The 18,859-nt window shown below is 44.2% G+C and carries 18 protein-coding genes; 9 read left to right on the top strand and 9 right to left on the bottom strand.

Features of this window, described 5'->3' with window-relative positions:
• Window positions 1-5: 5 nt before the first annotated feature.
• The 4 genes from MHN02_RS17065 (at window position 6) to MHN02_RS17050 (ending at window position 4,328) form a co-directional block, all read left to right on the top strand.
• A complete protein-coding gene (locus tag MHN02_RS17065) occupies window positions 6-593 on the top strand; it encodes an ACP phosphodiesterase (protein WP_239247464.1) in 588 nt (195 codons plus the stop codon).
• 150 nt (window positions 594-743) lie between these two features.
• Window positions 744-2,360, top strand: a complete 1,617-nt coding sequence (locus MHN02_RS17060) for a carboxypeptidase (RefSeq protein ID WP_239247484.1) — start codon at window positions 744-746, stop codon at window positions 2,358-2,360.
• 178 nt (window positions 2,361-2,538) lie between these two features.
• Complete coding sequence (locus MHN02_RS17055; RefSeq protein WP_101565064.1) at window positions 2,539-3,795, top strand: nidogen-like domain-containing protein; 1,257 nt, start codon at window positions 2,539-2,541, stop codon at window positions 3,793-3,795.
• A 53-nt stretch (window positions 3,796-3,848) separates the two neighbouring features.
• Complete coding sequence (locus MHN02_RS17050) at window positions 3,849-4,328, top strand: invasion associated locus B family protein (protein ID WP_039236473.1); 480 nt, start codon at window positions 3,849-3,851, stop codon at window positions 4,326-4,328.
• Window positions 4,329-4,344: 16 nt separating this feature from the next.
• On the opposite strand, the gene MHN02_RS17045 is transcribed toward MHN02_RS17050, so the two are convergent.
• Window positions 4,345-5,274, bottom strand: a complete 930-nt coding sequence (locus MHN02_RS17045) for a LysR family transcriptional regulator (protein ID WP_239247483.1) — start codon at window positions 5,272-5,274, stop codon at window positions 4,345-4,347.
• A gap of 99 nt (window positions 5,275-5,373) precedes the next feature.
• On the opposite strand from MHN02_RS17045, the gene MHN02_RS17040 reads away from it, so the two are divergent.
• Entirely contained in the window at window positions 5,374-6,387 is a 1,014-nt protein-coding gene (locus MHN02_RS17040) for a zinc-binding alcohol dehydrogenase family protein (protein WP_239247482.1), read from the top strand.
• Window positions 6,388-6,463: 76 nt separating this feature from the next.
• On the top strand, window positions 6,464-7,228 hold the full coding sequence (locus MHN02_RS17035; protein ID WP_156086573.1) for a TerC family protein: 765 nt from the start codon (window positions 6,464-6,466) through the stop codon (window positions 7,226-7,228).
• Between the two features lie 62 nt (window positions 7,229-7,290).
• Here MHN02_RS17035 and MHN02_RS17030 read toward each other — a convergent pair whose 3' ends face one another.
• The gene (locus tag MHN02_RS17030; protein ID WP_239247463.1) at window positions 7,291-8,286 is read right to left on the bottom strand and encodes a YhdH/YhfP family quinone oxidoreductase; all 996 of its coding nucleotides are present in this window, start codon (window positions 8,284-8,286) and stop codon (window positions 7,291-7,293) included.
• 228 nt (window positions 8,287-8,514) lie between these two features.
• Between MHN02_RS17030 and MHN02_RS17025 the strand changes: the two genes are divergently transcribed.
• Entirely contained in the window at window positions 8,515-8,955 is a 441-nt protein-coding gene (locus tag MHN02_RS17025) for a helix-turn-helix domain-containing protein (protein WP_275444921.1), read from the top strand.
• A gap of 212 nt (window positions 8,956-9,167) precedes the next feature.
• On the opposite strand, the gene gtfA is transcribed toward MHN02_RS17025, so the two are convergent.
• From gtfA to MHN02_RS17010, 3 genes are all read right to left on the bottom strand, one after another.
• Window positions 9,168-10,664, bottom strand: a complete 1,497-nt coding sequence (gtfA, locus tag MHN02_RS17020; protein WP_239247462.1) for a sucrose phosphorylase — start codon at window positions 10,662-10,664, stop codon at window positions 9,168-9,170.
• A 373-nt stretch (window positions 10,665-11,037) separates the two neighbouring features.
• Window positions 11,038-11,217: an oxidoreductase-like domain-containing protein gene (locus MHN02_RS17015; protein WP_014949928.1), complete on the bottom strand. Its 180-nt coding sequence runs from the start codon at window positions 11,215-11,217 to the stop codon at window positions 11,038-11,040.
• A 230-nt stretch (window positions 11,218-11,447) separates the two neighbouring features.
• Entirely contained in the window at window positions 11,448-12,203 is a 756-nt protein-coding gene (locus MHN02_RS17010) for an SDR family oxidoreductase (protein ID WP_039236483.1), read from the bottom strand.
• A gap of 112 nt (window positions 12,204-12,315) precedes the next feature.
• Between MHN02_RS17010 and MHN02_RS17005 the strand changes: the two genes are divergently transcribed.
• Entirely contained in the window at window positions 12,316-13,221 is a 906-nt protein-coding gene (locus tag MHN02_RS17005; protein WP_239247461.1) for a LysR family transcriptional regulator, read from the top strand.
• 58 nt (window positions 13,222-13,279) lie between these two features.
• On the opposite strand, the gene MHN02_RS17000 is transcribed toward MHN02_RS17005, so the two are convergent.
• The 4 genes from MHN02_RS17000 to MHN02_RS16985 form a co-directional block, all read right to left on the bottom strand.
• Window positions 13,280-15,049, bottom strand: coding sequence for a flotillin domain-containing protein (locus tag MHN02_RS17000; protein ID WP_039236487.1), 1,770 nt, complete (start codon window positions 15,047-15,049; stop codon window positions 13,280-13,282).
• A gap of 18 nt (window positions 15,050-15,067) precedes the next feature.
• The gene (locus MHN02_RS16995) at window positions 15,068-15,682 is read right to left on the bottom strand and encodes an OB-fold-containig protein (RefSeq protein WP_239247460.1); all 615 of its coding nucleotides are present in this window, start codon (window positions 15,680-15,682) and stop codon (window positions 15,068-15,070) included.
• Between the two features lie 113 nt (window positions 15,683-15,795).
• Window positions 15,796-16,521 carry a UDP-2,3-diacylglucosamine diphosphatase gene (gene lpxH / locus MHN02_RS16990; protein ID WP_168463423.1) on the bottom strand — a complete coding sequence of 242 codons (726 nt, stop codon included), beginning with the start codon at window positions 16,519-16,521 and terminating at the stop codon, window positions 15,796-15,798.
• Window positions 16,522-16,649: 128 nt separating this feature from the next.
• Window positions 16,650-17,141 (bottom strand): peptidylprolyl isomerase, encoded by a 492-nt coding sequence (locus tag MHN02_RS16985; protein WP_239247459.1) that lies wholly within the window; start codon window positions 17,139-17,141, stop codon window positions 16,650-16,652.
• Window positions 17,142-17,328: 187 nt separating this feature from the next.
• Between MHN02_RS16985 and cysS the strand changes: the two genes are divergently transcribed.
• On the top strand, window positions 17,329-18,711 hold the full coding sequence (cysS, locus tag MHN02_RS16980; protein WP_239247458.1) for a cysteine--tRNA ligase: 1,383 nt from the start codon (window positions 17,329-17,331) through the stop codon (window positions 18,709-18,711).
• Window positions 18,712-18,859: the final 148 nt, after the last annotated feature.

Here is an 18,859-nt window from a genome sequence, read left to right as displayed (position 1 = left end):
ACAAAATGAATTATCTTGCCCATCTTTTCTTAGCCCGACCAACTGCCGATTCTCAATTCGGTAACCTACTCGGTGATTTCAGGCGGGGTGTTGATATTAAAGAGTTTGGACAAGCGGTACGGCTAGGTCTTAAAAACCACTATGAAGTCGATAGGTTCACCGACAGTCATACCAGCGTCTTAGCAGCAAAGGCGTTATTTCATAAAAGTCGTCGGCGCTTTGCACCTGTGGCGCTGGATATCTACTTCGATCACTTGCTAATTAAACATTGGGCGTCGTTTACAACACAGGGTTTTGACGACTTCAGGGAACAAAGTTTCGCATTGTTAGAACAGCGATTGCCCACTATGCCAAGAACGATGCAGCACAGTGTCGGGCATATGATAACCCATGACTGGTTTGAAGGTTATGCTAAGGAAGAGGGCATTGCTAAGGCGATTACTGTGGTTGCTAAACGTATTCGTTTTCCCAACACGTTTCATCTTGCTGTGGATGATATTAATGCGAACAGAGACGAGATTGAAGCGAGATTCTTAACGTTTTTCCCTGAACTCATTACACACATAAAAATCAATGGCCCTGAGAATATTTGAAAGGCTTAACCGTGTTACAGAAATGTATCGAAGAAATTGGTCGTTTTGTCGTTCATTGCTAAGCTGTCATGTGAACAGCGATATAGTAAAGCGTGCAATACAAAGACAACACAAAAAAGATAAAATTAACGACACTCAAAGATAATAATGATGAATATTCAATCCTTAGTTAGAAATACATCGCCCGTATTATTAAGTCTGGGTAAAAATAAACACAAAGCGCAATCGCACGCGACCCTAGCATGGTTAACGGCAGCCTTAATTGCTTTTGTAAGCTTAACTACCAGTGCTTCAGCGCAAGAAGAAAGCGCATCTGCCCATGCTCGTTCAATAAAAATTGATAGCAGTGTAGTGACAGAGCACGAAACTAAAATCCTAGGCAAGCGCGTAAAGTACAGTGCTACCACGGGTACTCAACCGGTTTGGAACAGTAAAGACGAAGCGGTTGCCACTTTGTTTTACACTTACTATCAGCGCACTGACGTAAAAGAGAATACTGAGCGCCCGCTTATTATTTCTTTTAACGGTGGTCCAGGCTCTGCGTCAGTGTGGATGCATGTAGCCTACACAGGCCCTCGTATTCTTAATATTGACGATGAAGGCTATCCAGTTCAGCCCTATGGTGTTCAAACCAATCCTTACTCCATTTTGGATGTGGCAGACATTGTGTTTGTTAACCCAGTGAATACAGGGTACAGCCGTGTGCTGCCTAAAGCTGACGGCAGCATGCCATCGCAAGATGAACAGCAGAAAATGTTCTTTGGTGTAAACGCCGATATTAGCTATTTGGCAGACTGGGTGAATACTTTTGTAACGCGTAATAATCGCTGGCGTTCACCTAAATATCTTATCGGTGAAAGTTACGGCACGACGCGTGTGTCAGGATTAGCATTAGAGCTTCAAAATCGCCAATGGATGTACTTAAACGGCGTTGTGCTTGTATCGCCAACCGATATTGGTATAGAGCGCAACGGGCCGGTAAAAGCCGCTAATCGACTGCCTTATTTTGCTGCCGCGGCGTGGTATCACAATAAGCTTGAACCCGCGTTGCAAAACAAAGATCTTACTGAGCTATTGCCTGAAGTTGAAGACTTCACCATCAATACGCTTATTCCTGCTCTGGCCAAAGGTGGCTTCATTGGTGAATCGGAAAAGCACGATGTGTTAAAGCAAATGGCGCGCTATTCTGGGTTAAGTGAAGCGTCTATTGCGCAAAACAACTTAGACGTGAGCACTGCATTTTTCTGGAAAGACTTACTGCGCGAGGAAGGGAAGACGCTAGGTCGTTTAGACAGCCGCTATTTGGGTATAGATGCTAAGCAAAGCGGCGACCGCCCTGACTATTGGGCTGAGCTAACATCATGGCTTCATTCGTTCACGCCCGCTATTAATTACTATTTGCGTGAAGAGTTAAACTACAAAACTGATATTAAGTACAACATGTTTGGAAACGTGCACCCATGGGATAGAAGCAATAATCAAACCGGTGAGAACTTGCGATTGGCCATGGCGCAAAACCCGTATCTGAATGTGATGATTCAAGCTGGCTATTACGACGGCGCAACGAACTACTTTGATGCAAAGTATACGATGTGGCAGCTCGATCAAAGTGGCAATTTAAAAGACCGTTTGAGCTTTAAGGGATATCGCAGTGGCCACATGATGTATCTGCGTCGCGACGACTTAAAACAGTCCAACCAAGACCTACGCGAGTTTATTAAAATGAGCACACCAGGCAAAGGCATACCTGCTGAATACAAGCGATAGTACGTCTGAAAATCTAAAGACAAGGATGTCAGGTTTTTTTACATTATATTAAACTAATTCATTATTTATTTTTTAAGCTTCTGTATTTAAAAGCTATTTTAGATTTGGCTTACACTTTGCTAAATCGAGTCTGCTAAATAATGAAATTCTTATTAACATAAACTACAAGGACGTATACATGAAAAAGTCTTCGCGTTTTTCATTATCCCTGCTGGCGAGCGCAGCGCTAGCATTCTCAATCTCAAGCACCACAGCCAATGCTTCAGTGCTCCTTTCCGGCTGGGAAGGCTCTACTGAAAGTGGATTTGGTAACTTAGCGATGAATGGTAACGACGACGGTTCATCGGGCGCTATCGTATTTGACGCATTTGAATCGCTTGCCTTCGATAGTGGCGTAAATTTCTTTGGTACTTCATACGATAGATTCTTCATTAACAATAACGGTAATATTACCTTCAATGGCACTGTGAGCTCTTTTACGCCAAGACCCTTCCCAATAAGCAACCAGCCAATGATCGCGCCATTTTGGGGCGACGTAGATACGCGCTGTGCAGAGTGTGGCGACGTGTTTATCGGTTCACCGAACGAAAACACGCTGGTAGTGACATGGAACGATGTTGGTTACTACAGTCAAAACAGTAACCCTACAAACACGTTCCAATTAGTGTTAATTGATCGGGAAGACACAGGTGCGGGAAATTTTGACGTTGAGTTTAGATATGAAGATATCGGTTGGACTTCAGGTAGTGCGTCAGACGGCGTTCCAGCACAAGCGGGTTATGACGCCGGAGATGGGGAAAACTTTTTCACTGTGCCGGGGTCTCAAACCGCCGCTATCGCTGATATAGACGAAAGTAACAGCAACACGGGCACGCCTGGTATTTGGAAGTTTGCTATTCGCGATGGCGTACTACCGGGTGATACTCCAGAAAACCCTATATTGCCTATTGTTAATCCAGAAACACCGACAGACTATGAATTTGAATTCTCTATAGATGATCCAGATGAACTTGTATTCATCGACCCAGATGTAGCAGTAGGCTATGACTATATTGTAAATAGTGGTCCAAATATCGCGTCAGTACTTTTGCCTGAAGGTTACGACGACAACATGTTTGACCTATTTCTTTGGGACAATGTTCTGATGGATTGGTTCGATACAGGCACAGATATCACTGGTGGTGAGGAGTACGACTTCAATACCCCAGTTGACCGCTTCAGAATTATGGGAATAGATGTTTCGAATATGCTTGAGCCTACGCCGGACGCATTTGTAACCGGCCTCACTTTCGATGGTTCTGGCGTTGTTAATATGAACCAGAATGCCGTTACTGTGTTTGTACCTGATCCTGTATCTGTGCCAACACCCAATACTCTATTTCTAATGCTAAGTGCAATGTTTGCTACGCTTGTTATAAGAAAGCGGAAGCAATAAAGTTGTCATAAAAGAGGGGGAGCGTGCGCTCCCCGTTTTGCTAAGAGGTGAAAGTGAAATATTTAGTAGCAGTTAGTTTAGTACTTGCATCGTTCTTTTCATGGGCTGTAACCACAAGTGACTTTGGTAGTTGGAGTTTGCTATGTAATGATTCATCTGTGTGTACGCTCAGCCAGCTCGTTGCCAAAGACAAAGAAGCAAAAAAAGTGCTATTGGGCGTCAACGTTGACTACTCCTATTCGCAAGATTTTCCAGTATTGAAAATAAAGCTTCCAAAAAATACACTCACAAAAAATGGTGTAGGAGTAAAAATAGACGATTTTGCATCCATACAAGTGCCATTCTCAGGCTGTGACGAGAAGTCTTGCCAAAGTATAGTGAAAATCGACAACGAACTTTTGAAACAAATGCACAATGGACAGACTATGTTAATAGCGTTTCAAAAATCTGAAAACCAGCAAGTTACCTTGCCCATATCGTTGACAGGTTTTGAGGAAGCTTACGCACAGCTAAATCAAAGTATTCAAAAGTAAATGCACAGATACTCGTCTATTTTTGATATTTTGATACGCTGAATGCGGCTAGCTGCGCTAAACATTCAGCGCAGCGCTCTTTCAGCATATCTCTGAATAGTCTTACTGCTGGAGTAATAGATTGGCGGCTAGGGCAAATCAGCCAAAGCTGTTTCGGTTTAGGTTGATATTCGGGCAACAAGGTTACAAGTCGACCCTTTAAAATGTCGTCGCACGCATCTAAGCCAGATTTAACAGCAACACCTTTACCCGCGACGGCCCACCGTCTTACCATTTCACCGTCGTTTGCGGTTCTGTTGCCTCGCATTTTTATCTTCAGCGGTGTCCCTTTGTGAAAAAACTCCCATTCGTTATATACCTTGTCGTGTAGTTGGTAAAAAAGCCCGTTGTGTGCTTGCAAGTCTTCAAATTTTTCAGGGGCACCATGAGAGCTGATATAAGAAGGGGAGGCAACAAGTAAACTTGGTACATCACAAATTTTGAAACCGTATACATTCGCATCGGTTGGAGTACCGTACCTTAGCGCTAAATCGACGGGATCGCGATAAAAGTCAATGTTGCTGTCACTCAGGTTGAGCTTTACGGTTATTTTGTCATGCAAATCCATAAAATCATCTAGCCAAGGCGCAATCACATTTCGGCCTAAATCAGACGATAAACCTAACCTAAGCTCGCCCTCAATCACGCCAGTATCGCCCTTTAAGTTCTGCTTGGCATTAGCCAGCATTGACATGGCTTCTTGACACGTTGGCAAAAACCTTTCACCCGCAGACGACAGACGTAGTGAGCGGGTGGTGCGAACAAACAATTCGGCGCCAAGGGCCTGTTCTACGCGTTTAACCGCAGCGCTTGCGGTTGCTGTACGCATATTCAAATGTGTCGCTGCTGCAGTAATGTTTCTAAATTCAGCAACTTTTATTACTACATTTAAGTCGTCGAGTAACATGGCTTTCAAAAACTATTTGATAATGTTTCTTTTATTGTGCTGTTTATCCAAATTTAATCAAGAGTATGATAAAGATATTACTCAAAGGAGAGACAAATGATGAAAGCTATTGGTTATACCCAATCACTTGGTATTAATGAGCCTAATGCACTGGTGGATATCGACGTCGAAAAGCCCAGCGCGTCGGGTCGAGATTTACTTGTAAAAATAAGTGCGATAGCAGTTAACCCGGTCGATTATAAAATTCGTCATAACGTTAATCCTAATGGAGGTGAGCCCAAAATTCTGGGGTGGGATGCAGTAGGTGAAATTGTTGATATAGGCGCTGATGTTACCGAGTTCGCAGTTGGTGACAGAGTTTACTACGCTGGCGACCTTACCAGAGCCGGCTCAAACGCAGAGTTTCAATTAGTTGATGAACGTATTGTCGGTAAAGCGCCTAAGTCTCTGTCAGACAGCGATGCTGCGGCACTCCCTCTAACCACAATCACAGCGTACGAATTGTTGTTTGATCATCTTGCTCTAAGTCAACAAAGTGAAAAGAGCGATGAGGTTGTGCTTGTGGTAGGCGCAGCTGGTGGCGTGGGTTCAATTATGCTGCAATTGCTTAAAGTACTAACGGGGGCTACCGTGATTGCTACTGCCTCGCGTGAAAGCTCAAAAAGTTGGGTTCAGGAGTTAGGTGCCGACTACGTAGTGGATCACAGCAAGCCTATGGCTGAGCAAATCAAGGCGTTAAACATTGGTGAAGTGACTCATGTCGCAAGCTTAAATAATACGCACCAGTACATTGAAAGCTTTGTTGAAGTTATGAAGCCGAAGGGCAAACTAGCGCTAATTGACGACCCAGAAAGTCTTGACGTAGCCAAGCTTAAGCAGAAGAGCTTGTCACTTCATTGGGAGTTCATGTTTACGCGCTCCATGTTTGAAACCGACGATATGGCAGCGCAAAGCCGCTTACTTACTCATGTAGCATCGCTTATCGACGACGGTAAAATTAAGACTACTGTAGGCAAGCATTTAGGTAAAATAAATGCGGCTAACTTAATCGAGGCTCACAAAATTTTAGAAGAAGGGCGTGCTATAGGTAAGTTAGTACTAGAGGGCTTCTAAAGAAAGCGTGCTTAAGATGATATTCCGTAATACTATGCGCTAAATTAGGTGGTTTTGGCTAAGGTTTATAGCGCAAATGTTTGAATGGCTTGCGAGTCCAGAAGCTTGGGTGGCATTAGGCACCTTAATGGCACTAGAGATAGTGCTTGGTATTGATAACATAATCTTTATTTCAATATTGGTGGGCAGGCTACCTGAACATCAAAGAAATAAAGCACGTCAAATAGGCCTTGGTTTAGCCATGGGCTCGCGACTGTTATTGCTATTTAGTTTGGCTTGGGTAATGGGCTTAGTTAATCCGTTATTTAGCCTCTTTGGGAATGAAATATCTGGCCGTGACATTATTTTAGTGTTGGGCGGCCTCTTTCTTATTGCAAAATCAACCCACGAAATACATGCCAGTTTCGAGGTGACCGAAGCATCAACTACGGAAGTAGCAGCTTCTGGTTTTTTCTCAATTTTGGTTCAAATTGCGGTGCTCGATGTTATCTTTTCTCTCGACTCTGTTATCACAGCAGTAGGGTTAGTTGAACATTTGAGCATCATGGTTATTGCTATTGTTGCGTCAGTAGCAGTGATGCTAGTAGCTGCAAAGCCGATTGGCGACTTTGTGGATGCAAACCCAACCATCAAAATGCTGGCTTTATCGTTTTTGATTTTAGTGGGCTTTACCTTAATAACAGAAGGCTTTGATGTTCATGTACCTAAGGGGTATGTTTATTTTGCGATGGCGTTCTCGTTTATTGTAGAAATGCTGAATATTAAGGTTCGCTCGAGAAGAGCAAAGCAGGTCAGCACCATTCACTTGGCTAAAAAAATGAGTAGCGACGGTAACCAGTAATTTGAAGGGGTCTGAGCAGGTAGACAGAAGGCACCATCTTGCGGTGCCTTCTTTTTATGTACTTAGCCTTGAACATTAACCAAAGTACGGCCAGAAATCTGCCCTTTTAAGATTGCGTCTATTTTTTCATTTACCGCATCAAGGGTCACTTCCTCGGTAAGGTCATCAAGGCAGTTTAGCTTCCATTCACTAGCAAGCTTGTCCCACAACCTCAAACGGGGAGGCATTGGACACTGCACAGAGTCGATTCCAAGCAATGAAACGCCTCGCAAGATAAATGGAAATACGCTCACGTTAAGATCTGCAGCAGCTGTAAGACCGCAGCACGTCACCGCGCCGCCATATTGCGTAGCTTTGATTGCCTGTGCTAGATACTCTCCGCCTACTGTATCAACGGCGCCAGCGAATTGCTCCTTAAGCATGGGGCGTTCTTTGTTTTCTAATAGTTCGTCGCGAGTTATCACTTTGCTTGCGCCAAGTGTCTTTAAAAATGACTCATGCTCTTTTTTTCCAGTGCATGCCGCAACCGAAAAGCCAGCTTTGGCCAACAGGGCAACAGCGACAGAGCCCACGCCTCCTGTAGCGCCAGTGACTAGAATATCGCCTTTGTCAGGAGTCACGCCGTGTTCAACCAAGCCTTGAACCGATAGTCCTGCAGTAAAACCTGCGGTACCAATGATCATTGACTCTCTCAACGTAAGTCCATTTGGCTTAGCTACCGCCCATTCACTTGGAATTCTGATGTATTCGCCAAAGCCTCCAGCGGTGTTCATGCCGAGGTCAAATCCGGTGACAATAACTTCGTCTCCTTCTTTAAAGCGATTGTCACCACACGATACCACCGTGCCTGCTGCATCAATTCCTGGGGTATGAGGAAAGTTTCTGCTCACACCTGGATTGCCGGTGGCTGACAGTGCATCTTTGTAGTTAAGCGATGAATAATGCACCTTAATGAGCAGCGTGCCTTCAGGCAAGTCATCAAGTGAACGCTGCGTTACTTTACGCGTGAAGGATTTATCTTCCTGCTTTTCTACAAGCAAAGCTTTAAACGATGTCATACCTGTCTCCGTTAGTCGAATGATTACGCTACCCATTGTGACGATATATAAACTTTGCGCAAGTATGCACTTTTTAGTAGGGTAGTACCCTAAAAGATACTATTGGCGAGATGTAAACCCTTTGTTCGATTGGTCGCTTTAACAAAGACCACTGAAATCAATGTTGACATCAATAATAATGCCTTTTACGTAGTGAATATGAACGTAATTACTCTAAGAGGGAGTAGTATGACCGCAACTTTGAACAGTGAAGTGGCAGAGGAAAGTGATGTGACATTAGACATTGATAATAACGCCGTCCTAAAAAGCCAGAAACAAGATAATAAGCCCAATGCTGCAGAAAATACGAACGACTCAAATCAATACATTTGTGGCGTAGCAGTATCCCTTGAGATAATAGGCGGTAAATGGAAAGGGGTTATTTTGTGGCACCTTTGCCATAAAACGCTACGTTTTAGTCAGTTGCGTAGACGATTGCAAGGCGTTACCCAAAAAATGCTTACACAGCAACTCAGAGAGTTAGAGCGTGATGGGTTGGTAAACAGGAAAGTGTATGCTGAAGTGCCCCCTCGTGTAGAGTATTCTCTTACCGATTTAGGCCGTACACTAGAGCCAACTTTACGTCAGCTATGTGACTGGGGTAGGGCGTATAACGACGACTATAGATAAAACACCAACACAAACTAATACGTCGTTTAGGTAAACGAGTACTGAGTTAATTCACAACAATACCAGTTTTTCTGGTGGGGCTTGTAATACTTAAATCGTAATGGCTAATCCAAGGTTTACGTGCCGCTAATGCGTTTAAGCGCATTGACGGCACGTGTTAATTTCTGAATAGCTGAGCGCTAAGTAGCTAAACTATCGCTAAAGATTGCGCTTTAAGCAAGTAGCGTGTTGATTGACAATACGCTTTCTTCACCATTATCCACCGTATGAATAGTTGCATCCATTGTGCTGAAGTTCACGTTTAGTGACGCCGCATGGTTGCCGTTTTTCCACGAAAGCACGAATACGTTGTTGACGTAACTCACGTCAAATACACCGTTAAAAGCATCGCTTTCGTTTCTTAGCCTAATAAGCTGCATCAGGCCTTTAACCACTGGCTTCTCAACGGCTTCTTTTACCATGGCAGAAGACAAGTATGGGCGGTTGATGTCGCGGCCAACATTGGTTTTAGCAAGTAACGCCATGTCATTGTGCGCAGCAAGCAAGCCACCGTAATAAACTTGAGGGATACCCGGGCTAAAAAATTGAATGGCGCGTGCAACCAAATAAGCGAAGTCATCTTTACCTAACGCATCGTAATATGTGCAGTTTACCTGGTAAAGGTCTACATTATTTGCCGCGGCACCGGTGGCTTTTTTAGACTCGCCATTGGAATTTTCATGTATTTGGTCAACGAGCGAATTAATCGCATCTGCGGTAAGCAGGCCTGGTTTGTCACCATTCGCGCCCACGTCAACAATGCCGATGCCATCGTGAGTATCTAGCACGGTAAAGCAGTTACGTGGCGAAATTGAAAGCCAGTATGCCAATGCCTCTGCATTTTTAGAGAACAAGGTGTGTAGTACAAGCGGAGGTAAAGCGAAGTCGTAAACACTGTCGCAACGCGCAGCAATATCAATTTGAGTTTGATAGTGACTGTGTATTTCGACCAAACACTGCATGCCCATACCACGTGCGCGGTTTGATAATTCTTCGATAAATTCGAAGGTTTCTTCAAGCATAAAGCAGTTCGAACCCGCGCGTTTAATTGCATAGCCCGCCGCATCTAAGCGAATAAGATCAACATTACTTTCAGTAAACGACTGAAGAATAGAAGATAGGTAGTCTTTGCCTAACTGTGACTCCACATCAATATCAATTTGATTAGAGGTAAAAGTTGTCCAGAACGGCACGGTTTCAGGGTTACCAGTCTCTGTGCCCACCTCGTAATCGCTGAAAAACGGTGTGGGTCGAGGGCGGAACACTTGTGCTATTTGTTCGTCAATTTGCGTTTGATCGTTGCCCTTAAAAATATCTTCCTTGGTTAAGAACAGCGGCCAATAACTCGATTCGCGCCCGTTTTTCAGCACGTCTTTAAACGCTTCACTTTGCCCCGACATATGGTTAACAATGAGGTCGGCCATGATATCTACCGATTCGCCAAGCTTTTTGACGTTCTCCCAATCGCCCAAGCGCTCATCGACCAAGGTATGATCGATAGGATCGAAACCCGCGTCTTCACCATCGTAAGGGTAGTAAAAAGGAAGGATGTGAACACCCGTAAACAGGCCACCTAACGGGCCCTGAAGTATGCTTGTTAGACTCTCGATGTTGCCATCGCCCAGTCGGTCTGCATAGGTGATTAGTTGAACGCCATTGCGTATAGACATGATAACTCTCCAAAATTCAGCATGCGCTTGCTCGTACTTCTCTTGTGTATCGCGAGCACACATTACTACGAATTAAGCACTACCAGTCTGGCAGATTCAAAATTAACCATGTAACGGGTTTAGCTTAATTCTTAATCTTCTGCTATTGACTGACCAAATTTGGTTGAGACTCACAGAAAATCAAAATCTTAATCGATTAAGATAAAATAGCAGTAGAATTGAAATTTGTAAATGAGAAGTTTAAAAAATGGAACTGTCGAACGCTCATGCGGCGGTTTAAATTAGGCAAGTTCTAAGGCAGGATAGCTTGTTCGAGGGCTGTTCAATAGTAGGAAATAGCGAACAGGGCATTTTTAAATACGAGTATGGACCGCTAGTCTGGAGACCTTGTGTCTGATGACTCATTATTCGCTAACTCGTCAAATTCTCGCTTTGCTTCTTTCCACTTAGCAAGCTTTTCGTAGTATACGTCCCAAATACATGGGCAACACGAACCTCCGCCGCAACAATCGTCTCTTAACGGTTTCTCTGGTTCTTCGGGTAGCGACTTCATAGCACTTATCCTCGACTTTCTTCCTTAAAAATATCTAAATCTCAGATAATATTTTCAAGGCTTAACAATATCCTCACGTCCAAACCTAATGTTTAAGCGCAGAGAATACAACTTTGCCTGTGTATGTTACTCCTTATGATACGCCTTTGCAGCTTGAAAGGTTACAAAGGCGTTTAACCTATTTTCGTTAATAAGTGAAAGCTGACATCAACGCCATCATGTTAATGGTGTTACAACTTCATACCACCAGATGCCTCAATCCTTTGGCCGTTAATCCAATAACTATCGTTACTTAATAGCGCTGCAATAACACCACCTATATCTTCGGGTTGGCCAACGCGGCCCAAAGCGGTCTGAGAGGCTATAGCATTATTGACTTCGCTATTATCGCGAACATAGCCACCGCTAAAGTCAGTCTCAATGGCACCTGGAGCCAGGGTGTTTACTCTAATTTTACGGGCTCCTAACTCTGCAGCCAGGTAACGACTCATTACCTCTATGGCTCCTTTAGCCATACCGTAGGCGCTGTATCCCGGGAAGCAGAATCTTGCCAAACCAGAGGAAATATTCAGTATTGCTCCGCCATCCTCAATAATAGGTAACAGTGTTTGGGTTAAAAAATAAGGTCCCTTCACATGCATATCAAATAGCGTATCGAACTGTTTTATACTTGTTTCTGCAAAAGAAGCATTTAGACCAACGCCGGCGTTGTTTACCAGATAGGAAATAGCCTGTTTGCCAAATTGATTATTCAGCACGTCTTTAAGCGTAACCAGAAATTCCGGGAACGAATAATGCGAGGCGGCAGTGTTAAGGGGCAGGGCACAGGCCTTTCTTCCAATGCTCTGAATCTCTTTAACAACCTCATCGGCTGCTGCTTCATTAGTGTTATACGTGATAACAACGTCTATCCCTTTTTTCGCCAGTGCTAATGCGCCAGCGCGCCCAAGACCTCGACTTCCACCTGTTATTAATGCAATCGCCATTGTTATCTCTCTTTGTTGGTTAATTCGTAGACGATTATATTGACTAAAATTGGTATGAAAAACCTACCTAAAGCGATAACATTGTTCTTATTTGGTGAACAATAGGCGAAAGATGGACAGGTTCGATATGCTTACACGGTTTGTAGAAACCGCGAGATTGGGAAGCTTCAGTGCGGCGGCTGCACTTCTAGGTTTACCGAAATCGAGTATTTCTCAAGCGGTAACAAATCTTGAAAAGCAGTTGGGCACGCGCCTTTTTAACCGAAGTACGCGAAGCGTTTCTCTCACCTCTGATGGAGAAACGTTTTTGCCGCAAAGTATTGCCTTATTGAGTGAATGGGACGCCTTACAATCACAGTTCATAACCTCAGCAGACAGTGTAAGTGGCGAGCTTCGTATCGATATGCCAAGCCGATTTGCAACCAATATTCTGCTTCCCATTTTAGGTGAGTTTATCTCTACTTACCCCAAGATTACGTTGCGAGTGAGCAGTGTCGATCGCAAAGTTGACCTTATTAAAGAAGGGTTTGACTGTGTGATTAGGGTTGGTGCATTAGCGGATAGCAGTTTGGTTGCCCGTCGCCTTTTAACTTATCCAATTTATAACTGTGTAAGTCCTGATTATGCGACGAAGTGGGGCATACCGAAGTCGCTGGAAGATTTAGCTAATCACAAGCTTATTGATTATTCCCATACCCTAAGTCACAAAACACCAGAATTTGAATTTATGAAAGGCGGAGAACTCCATGGCGTCGAAATGCAAAGCTTTTTAAGTGTTAACAGTACCCAGGCCTACTTTGCGGCGTGCGCAAGTGGATTAGGTATTGCGCAAATTCCAAGTGTGGGGGTTGAGTCAGAGCTGAAAGAAGGAAAACTAATTCGTGTGCTTCCTGAATTCGAGGCTCAGGCGATGCCGGTAAACCTCCTGTACCCCTCTAGAAGACAAATGCCACTTCGGTTAAAAGTATTTTCAGAATGGTTAGTTGATAAATTACGTGAAGACAAAAAGCCCTGTTGAAATACAGGGCTTTGGATGTTGTGTCGTGTTAGCTAGCTAAATACTAGCTCAATGAGCATTAATCAGCTGGAAGCTCTTCCGACGCTTTATTACCATTTAGGTTTTCTGGTGCTGCCACAATAGGTTTAGGTTTTACGGCATTGGCCTTGGTCAGTATGTCGCTGTTGCCTGTTACCAAATCATCTAATGTGCCTTTTTCCGCATCGACCAAGCCCACTTCACGCAACATAGAGTCTACCAGTGGGGCGTTAGCACGATAGCTTAGTGCGGCTTGCGTTACTTGTTCAGCTAAACCACTACCAGCAGTAGCAACGGTGTGATCGCCTTTCACGCCACTCCCTTGGCCGTAGCCTTGAAGAATTTTAATACCTTCTATGTTTTCAAGTGGCTTAACGGCGTGTGCCACAAGCTCAGGCAATATTTTGAGCATGGCAAGGGCTTTTTGCAGCTCAATTTGCTCGGTCTTAAGCGTATTTTCAGCCTCATAAAGCGCTTGTTTACCTTGTGCTTCAACAGCAAGCACTTTCTCATCAGCTTCAGCCTGAAGCATTTTTGCATCGGCAGCAGCCTTAGCTTCCGTAAGAATGGCGGCAGCAGAGTTTTCAGCTGCTTCTTTCTTAGCTTGTGCTTCTACGGTAATGCCCACAGCCTCACGCTCTGCCTCTTTACGCGCGTCTATAACTTCAATTTGTTTCTTACGCTCAGCTTCTGCCACCATTTTCGCTGTGGTTACTGCTTCCACTTTTTCCACTTTAGCTTTTTCCGCTTCAGCAGCTTTAGCACGCGCGGCCGACTCTTCCTCAGATTTTGTCGCAACGGCAATTTGTTTAATTTGCTCAGAAACCTCAACTTCTTGCTGCTGACGAATGCGCGCTTGCTCTAATGCCTGACGCTTAGCAATTTCTTGGGTTTCAATTTCCCGTGATTTTTCAATTTCCGCAGCCTCGATAGCACGGTTTTTAGCAATCTCTGCTTCGCGCTCTTCCCGTTCTTTCATTTCGCGCTGCTTAGCAATTTCTGCTTTTTGTTCCTGACGTTTAAAGGCAAGAATTTGCTCTTGGGCTAAGCGAGCTTCTTCTTCATCTCGTTTAACTTCTAGCGATTGTTTCTCAGCAGCCAAATTACGCTGTTCAATGAAAATGCGGTTTTCTTGTTGAATATCGTTGGTTTCTTTGCGCTTTTCTTCAATAATCTTCGTCAAGCGTGCACGCCCCTCCGCATCGAAAGCGTTGTTTTCATTGAAAAACTGTAGGTCGGTTTGGTCAAAACCAGTCAAGCTCACCGATTCTAACTCAAGACCGTTCTTTTCAAGATCGTTAGCCACGCTTTGCTGAACTTTTTGTACAAAGTCAGCACGCTGCTCATGCATTTCGGTCATGCTCATTTCAGCAGCTACGGCACGTAGTACGTCAACAAACTTAGACTCCATTAGCTTTTTAACTTCTTCAGCGCGAGTGGTGCGCGTTCCTAGCGTTTGCGCAGCCATTGATATGCCATTGGCATTGGGGGCCACGCGTAAATAGAAGTCTGCCTTAACATCAACACGCATGCGATCTTTGGTAATAAGCGCGTCTTTTTGAATTTTTTCCACTTCTATACGAAGGGTGTTCATATTTACTGGAATTATTTCGTGAACGACAGGAAGCACGATAGCGCCACCGTCCTTAATGACTTTTTCACCGCCTAAACCGGTTCTTACGAACGCTGTTTCTTTCGTCGCGCGGGTGTAAAGTTTGGCAAAGATAAGGCCAATAACGATAAGCCCTACAACAATAGCACCGGCAATAAAGAGTATTGACGGCAAGCTAGATGGTTGAATTGTATCCATACTTTTATCTCTTTTAGGTTATAGGTAGCGGGTTGCTAACCAGCTGTGTTGTTTTTTCTGAACTAAAATGACGCGCTCTCCTTGTGCGAACAACTCTTCATCTTCGAAAGGTTCTACTAACACAAAATGAGGCTGTGAATAATGGTCGGTAAACTTTGCTTCAGCTGGGTTGCCTCGGCTTGCTTTTCCAATCGTGATTTCGGCCACAGACCCAATGAAGTCATCGCTGTTAACCGCGCTAGACTCTACACTAGGCAACAAGCCTGAAATTACCTTTACGGTTTTAGCTGTTACGAATGCGCCAATAACAAATGCAAGAGGAACGGATAGGAAAGCTGGCAAGTTATAGCCGAGTGCACTCGCTGTTAAGCCGTTAACCATCAAGCCAACTAAACCGAATAGAGTAAGAAGTACTACCAGGTAAATAAGAAAGGGAACTTTATTGATATTAAGCCAGTTGGCAAACGAGGTATTAAGAAACCCATCGCCATCAAACTCTGCAAAATCATCGCCTAACCCCAACAGGCTTATACCAAAAATAGTGCTAACAAGTTCTAGTATGAAAATAAAGAAAACGGCTATAAGCGAAATGCTAAACCAGAAGTTTGTAGGGGAAAGAAGAACATCTGTCATTTACACCATCCATGATGACTAACTTGCTTTTATTCTTTATACCACAGAACAAAAATTAAGCCAGCGTCTGACACATGTACTTTCGGCTAGTTTGTAACAAATAATGATGGGAACTAACTGAAGTTATGTTTCTGCAGCATCACATCATTTTCAGTAACCTTCAATACACTGCCTTGATCATACCAATCGCCAAGTACAATACGAGTTGCAGGCTTGCCGTTTGCTGTAAGGCTATGAATGTTGGGTCTGTGTGTGTGGCCATGTATCATGCGCTGCACGCCCCATTTTTCCATGACTTTCACCACTTCTTCAGACGTGACATCCATAATATCTGGCTTAAGATTTTGCTGCTTTGCCTTACTTTCCTTGCGACCGTTATCGGCAACACGCTGTCGATACCATAAAGGAAGCGCAAGCATTAAACGTGGCCACCACCAACCGCGGGATTTCTTGCGAAACTTTTGATAAGCAACATCGCGAGTGCATAGTTCGTCACCATGAGTAAGCAGGGTAGGTGTGCCGTATAAGTCTACAACTTCTTGTTCATTTAATAACGTCATGCCGGCTTTTGATAGCCACTTTTCACGTATGGCGAAATCACGATTACCGTGAATAAAGTAAATAGGGCAATGCTGACTCACTGCCATGAAAGCTGATGCTATGGCAGTGTTAAATGGAGTAACGTTGTCGTCGCCAATCCAAACTTCAAACAAGTCACCAAGAACGTAAAGTGCATCAGCATTAATCGCGTCTTCTTTTAAAAAGCGCATTAAGCATTCTGTAATGTCAGGGCGGTCGGCACTTAGGTGCAAGTCGGCAATGAAGTAGGTGAACGACATAAATCTTCTTAAGTGTGGTTTAAAAAGCCGCGTTAGCAATAACGCGGCTTGCTTTTAACTAGGGGCCGAAAGCATGTTGAAGAACATGCTAATCAAGCCAATATTTAGTTAAGCGTTAGACGGGCCGCTTAAGCAACCACTGCTTTTTCAATGATAACTGGCTCAACAGGTACATCTTGGTGATAACCGTGGTTACCGGTTTTAACGGCTTTAATCTTCTCTACCACGTCCATACCTTCAGTTACTTTACCAAAGGCACAGTATCCCCAACCATTGACAGACTTGCTAGTATGGTTAAGGAAGTCGTTGTTGTTCACATTAATAAAAAACTGTGCTGTAGCAGAGTGTGGGTCTTGTGTGCGCGCCATCGCGATAGTACCTACTTCGTTGGCAACACCGTTGTCTGCTTCGTTTTCAATCGGATCTTTTGTATCTTTTTGGTCCATATCTGGCGTAAAACCACCACCTTGGATCATAAAGTTATTAATTACACGGTGAAAAATTGTGTTATCAAAAAAGCCGTCTTCAACGTAAGAAAGGAAGTTAGCGACGGTTTTTGGCGCTTTATCTTCGAAAAGCTCTAGGGTGATGTCACCGAAATTTGTTTTTAACGTAACCATTGTGGTGTGTCCTGTGTGTTAGCAAACATATAATGTGCGCTCATTTTAGCGCAAAACGAGTAGCCAGCGCAAAGAGATGGGTAAGAGGTATCACGGCAATAAACGCTGTAAAAGGCTTGTACCATTTAAATCGTGACAGTGCTAAACTTTGCGGCCGAAAAAATTACGAAAAATAGGAAATATCGACATGCTACATCTTTACAATACCCGAACCCGTGAAAAAGCGAAGTTTGTTCCGCTTCAAGAAGGGAAGGTGGGTTTGTATGTGTGTGGTATTACCGTTTATGACCTAAGTCACATGGGTCATGCCCGTACCTACCTAAGTTTCGATGTTTTGGTACGCTACATGCGCCACCTTGGTTTAGATGTGAAGTACGTGCGCAATATCACCGATATCGACGATAAGATTATTGCTCGCGCCAATGAAAATGGCGAAAGCTTTGAGGCGCTTACTGCACGCACTATTGCCATGATGCACGAAGATTTTGCGGCGATTAACTTACTAGAGCCAGACGTTGAACCGACAGTAAGTGGCCACATGGATGAGATTATTGAAATCATCCAGCGTTTAATTGACAAAGGCTACGCCTATCAAGCTAAAAGCGGCGATGTGCTATTCGATGTAAGCAAGTATGAAGACTACGGTAAGTTAAGCAAACAAGACTTAGATCAGCTCAAAGCCGGTGCACGTGTTGAAGTGGCGGCAGGTAAAGACGACCCGCTAGACTTCGTGCTGTGGAAAACTACCAAGCCGGGTGAGCCAGCATGGCAGTCACCATGGGGCGAAGGTCGCCCAGGTTGGCATATTGAGTGTTCAGCGATGAACCACAAGCACCTTGGTGCGCACTTTGATATTCACGGCGGTGGCTCAGATTTAACCTTCCCTCATCACGAAAATGAAGTGGCTCAATCGTGCTGCGCGTATGACACACCTTACGTAAACGTGTGGATGCACGCAGGTATGGTACAGGTTAATGATGAAAAGATGTCTAAGTCGTTAGGCAACTTCTTTACCTTGCGCGATGTGCTTAAAGAACACGATTCAGAAACCTTGCGTTTCTTCTTAATGTCGGCGCATTATCGTAGTCAGTTAAGCTACTCGCAAGACAACATCACTCAAGCAAAAGCGGCCCTAGAGCGTTTGTATACTGCACTTCGTGGTGTAGAAGTAGATGAAAGCACTGACCTTGGCTACGGTGGCTACTTAGCACGTTTCGAAGCGGCTATGAATGATGACCTTAACGTGCCAGAAGCTTTTTCGGTGCTGTTCGACGTGGCACGTGAGCTTAACCGTCAAAAGGACAATGCTGAAGTGGCGGGCAAACTGGCAGCGGTTCTTAAAGGTCTGGGCGCAATTTTGGGTATGCTTCAAAGTGATCCAGATACTTACCTCAAAGGTGGTGACGGTAATGACGACGAAGCGGCTGAAATTGAAGCGTTAATTAAACAGCGTAACGATGCCCGTGCCTCCAAAGACTGGGCAGCGGCAGATGCCGCACGCGATGCGTTAAACGCAAAAGGCGTAGTGTTAGAAGACGGCCCAAGCGGTACTACGTGGCGCAAAGCGTAGTTAGCACCCAATACTTTTTAACAGAATAAAAGCCCGCATTTGCGGGCTTCAGATTGATGATAAACCCCTCTTTTTTCGGAGGGGTTTATTTTTTCTAGCAGCCGAAGGCTGCGATCGCGATATTTTTTAATAAGGCGTTTTTGTTTTA

The organism is Alteromonas sp. CNT1-28 (assembly GCF_022348345.1).
GTDB classification, from domain to species: Bacteria; Pseudomonadota; Gammaproteobacteria; order Enterobacterales; family Alteromonadaceae; genus Alteromonas; species Alteromonas macleodii.
This window is presented reverse-complemented; position numbering and strand designations above follow the sequence as displayed.

Coding starts and splice junctions, on each gene's coding strand:
- MHN02_RS17065 (WP_239247464.1), top strand. CDS start 6: ATGAATTATCTTGCCCATCTTTTCTTAGCCCGACCAACTGCCGATTCT.
- MHN02_RS17060 (WP_239247484.1), top strand. CDS start 744: ATGAATATTCAATCCTTAGTTAGAAATACATCGCCCGTATTATTAAGT.
- MHN02_RS17055 (WP_101565064.1), top strand. CDS start 2,539: ATGAAAAAGTCTTCGCGTTTTTCATTATCCCTGCTGGCGAGCGCAGCG.
- MHN02_RS17045 (WP_239247483.1), bottom strand. CDS start 5,274: ATGTTACTCGACGACTTAAATGTAGTAATAAAAGTTGCTGAATTTAGA.
- MHN02_RS17040 (WP_239247482.1), top strand. CDS start 5,374: ATGAAAGCTATTGGTTATACCCAATCACTTGGTATTAATGAGCCTAAT.
- MHN02_RS17035 (WP_156086573.1), top strand. CDS start 6,464: ATGTTTGAATGGCTTGCGAGTCCAGAAGCTTGGGTGGCATTAGGCACC.
- MHN02_RS17030 (WP_239247463.1), bottom strand. CDS start 8,286: ATGACATCGTTTAAAGCTTTGCTTGTAGAAAAGCAGGAAGATAAATCC.
- MHN02_RS17025 (WP_275444921.1), top strand. CDS start 8,515: ATGACCGCAACTTTGAACAGTGAAGTGGCAGAGGAAAGTGATGTGACA.
- gtfA (WP_239247462.1), bottom strand. CDS start 10,664: ATGTCTATACGCAATGGCGTTCAACTAATCACCTATGCAGACCGACTG.
- MHN02_RS17015 (WP_014949928.1), bottom strand. CDS start 11,217: ATGAAGTCGCTACCCGAAGAACCAGAGAAACCGTTAAGAGACGATTGT.
- MHN02_RS17010 (WP_039236483.1), bottom strand. CDS start 12,203: ATGGCGATTGCATTAATAACAGGTGGAAGTCGAGGTCTTGGGCGCGCT.
- MHN02_RS17005 (WP_239247461.1), top strand. CDS start 12,316: ATGGACAGGTTCGATATGCTTACACGGTTTGTAGAAACCGCGAGATTG.
- MHN02_RS17000 (WP_039236487.1), bottom strand. CDS start 15,049: ATGGATACAATTCAACCATCTAGCTTGCCGTCAATACTCTTTATTGCC.
- MHN02_RS16995 (WP_239247460.1), bottom strand. CDS start 15,682: ATGACAGATGTTCTTCTTTCCCCTACAAACTTCTGGTTTAGCATTTCG.
- lpxH (WP_168463423.1), bottom strand. CDS start 16,521: ATGTCGTTCACCTACTTCATTGCCGACTTGCACCTAAGTGCCGACCGC.
- MHN02_RS16985 (WP_239247459.1), bottom strand. CDS start 17,141: ATGGTTACGTTAAAAACAAATTTCGGTGACATCACCCTAGAGCTTTTC.
- cysS (WP_239247458.1), top strand. CDS start 17,329: ATGCTACATCTTTACAATACCCGAACCCGTGAAAAAGCGAAGTTTGTT.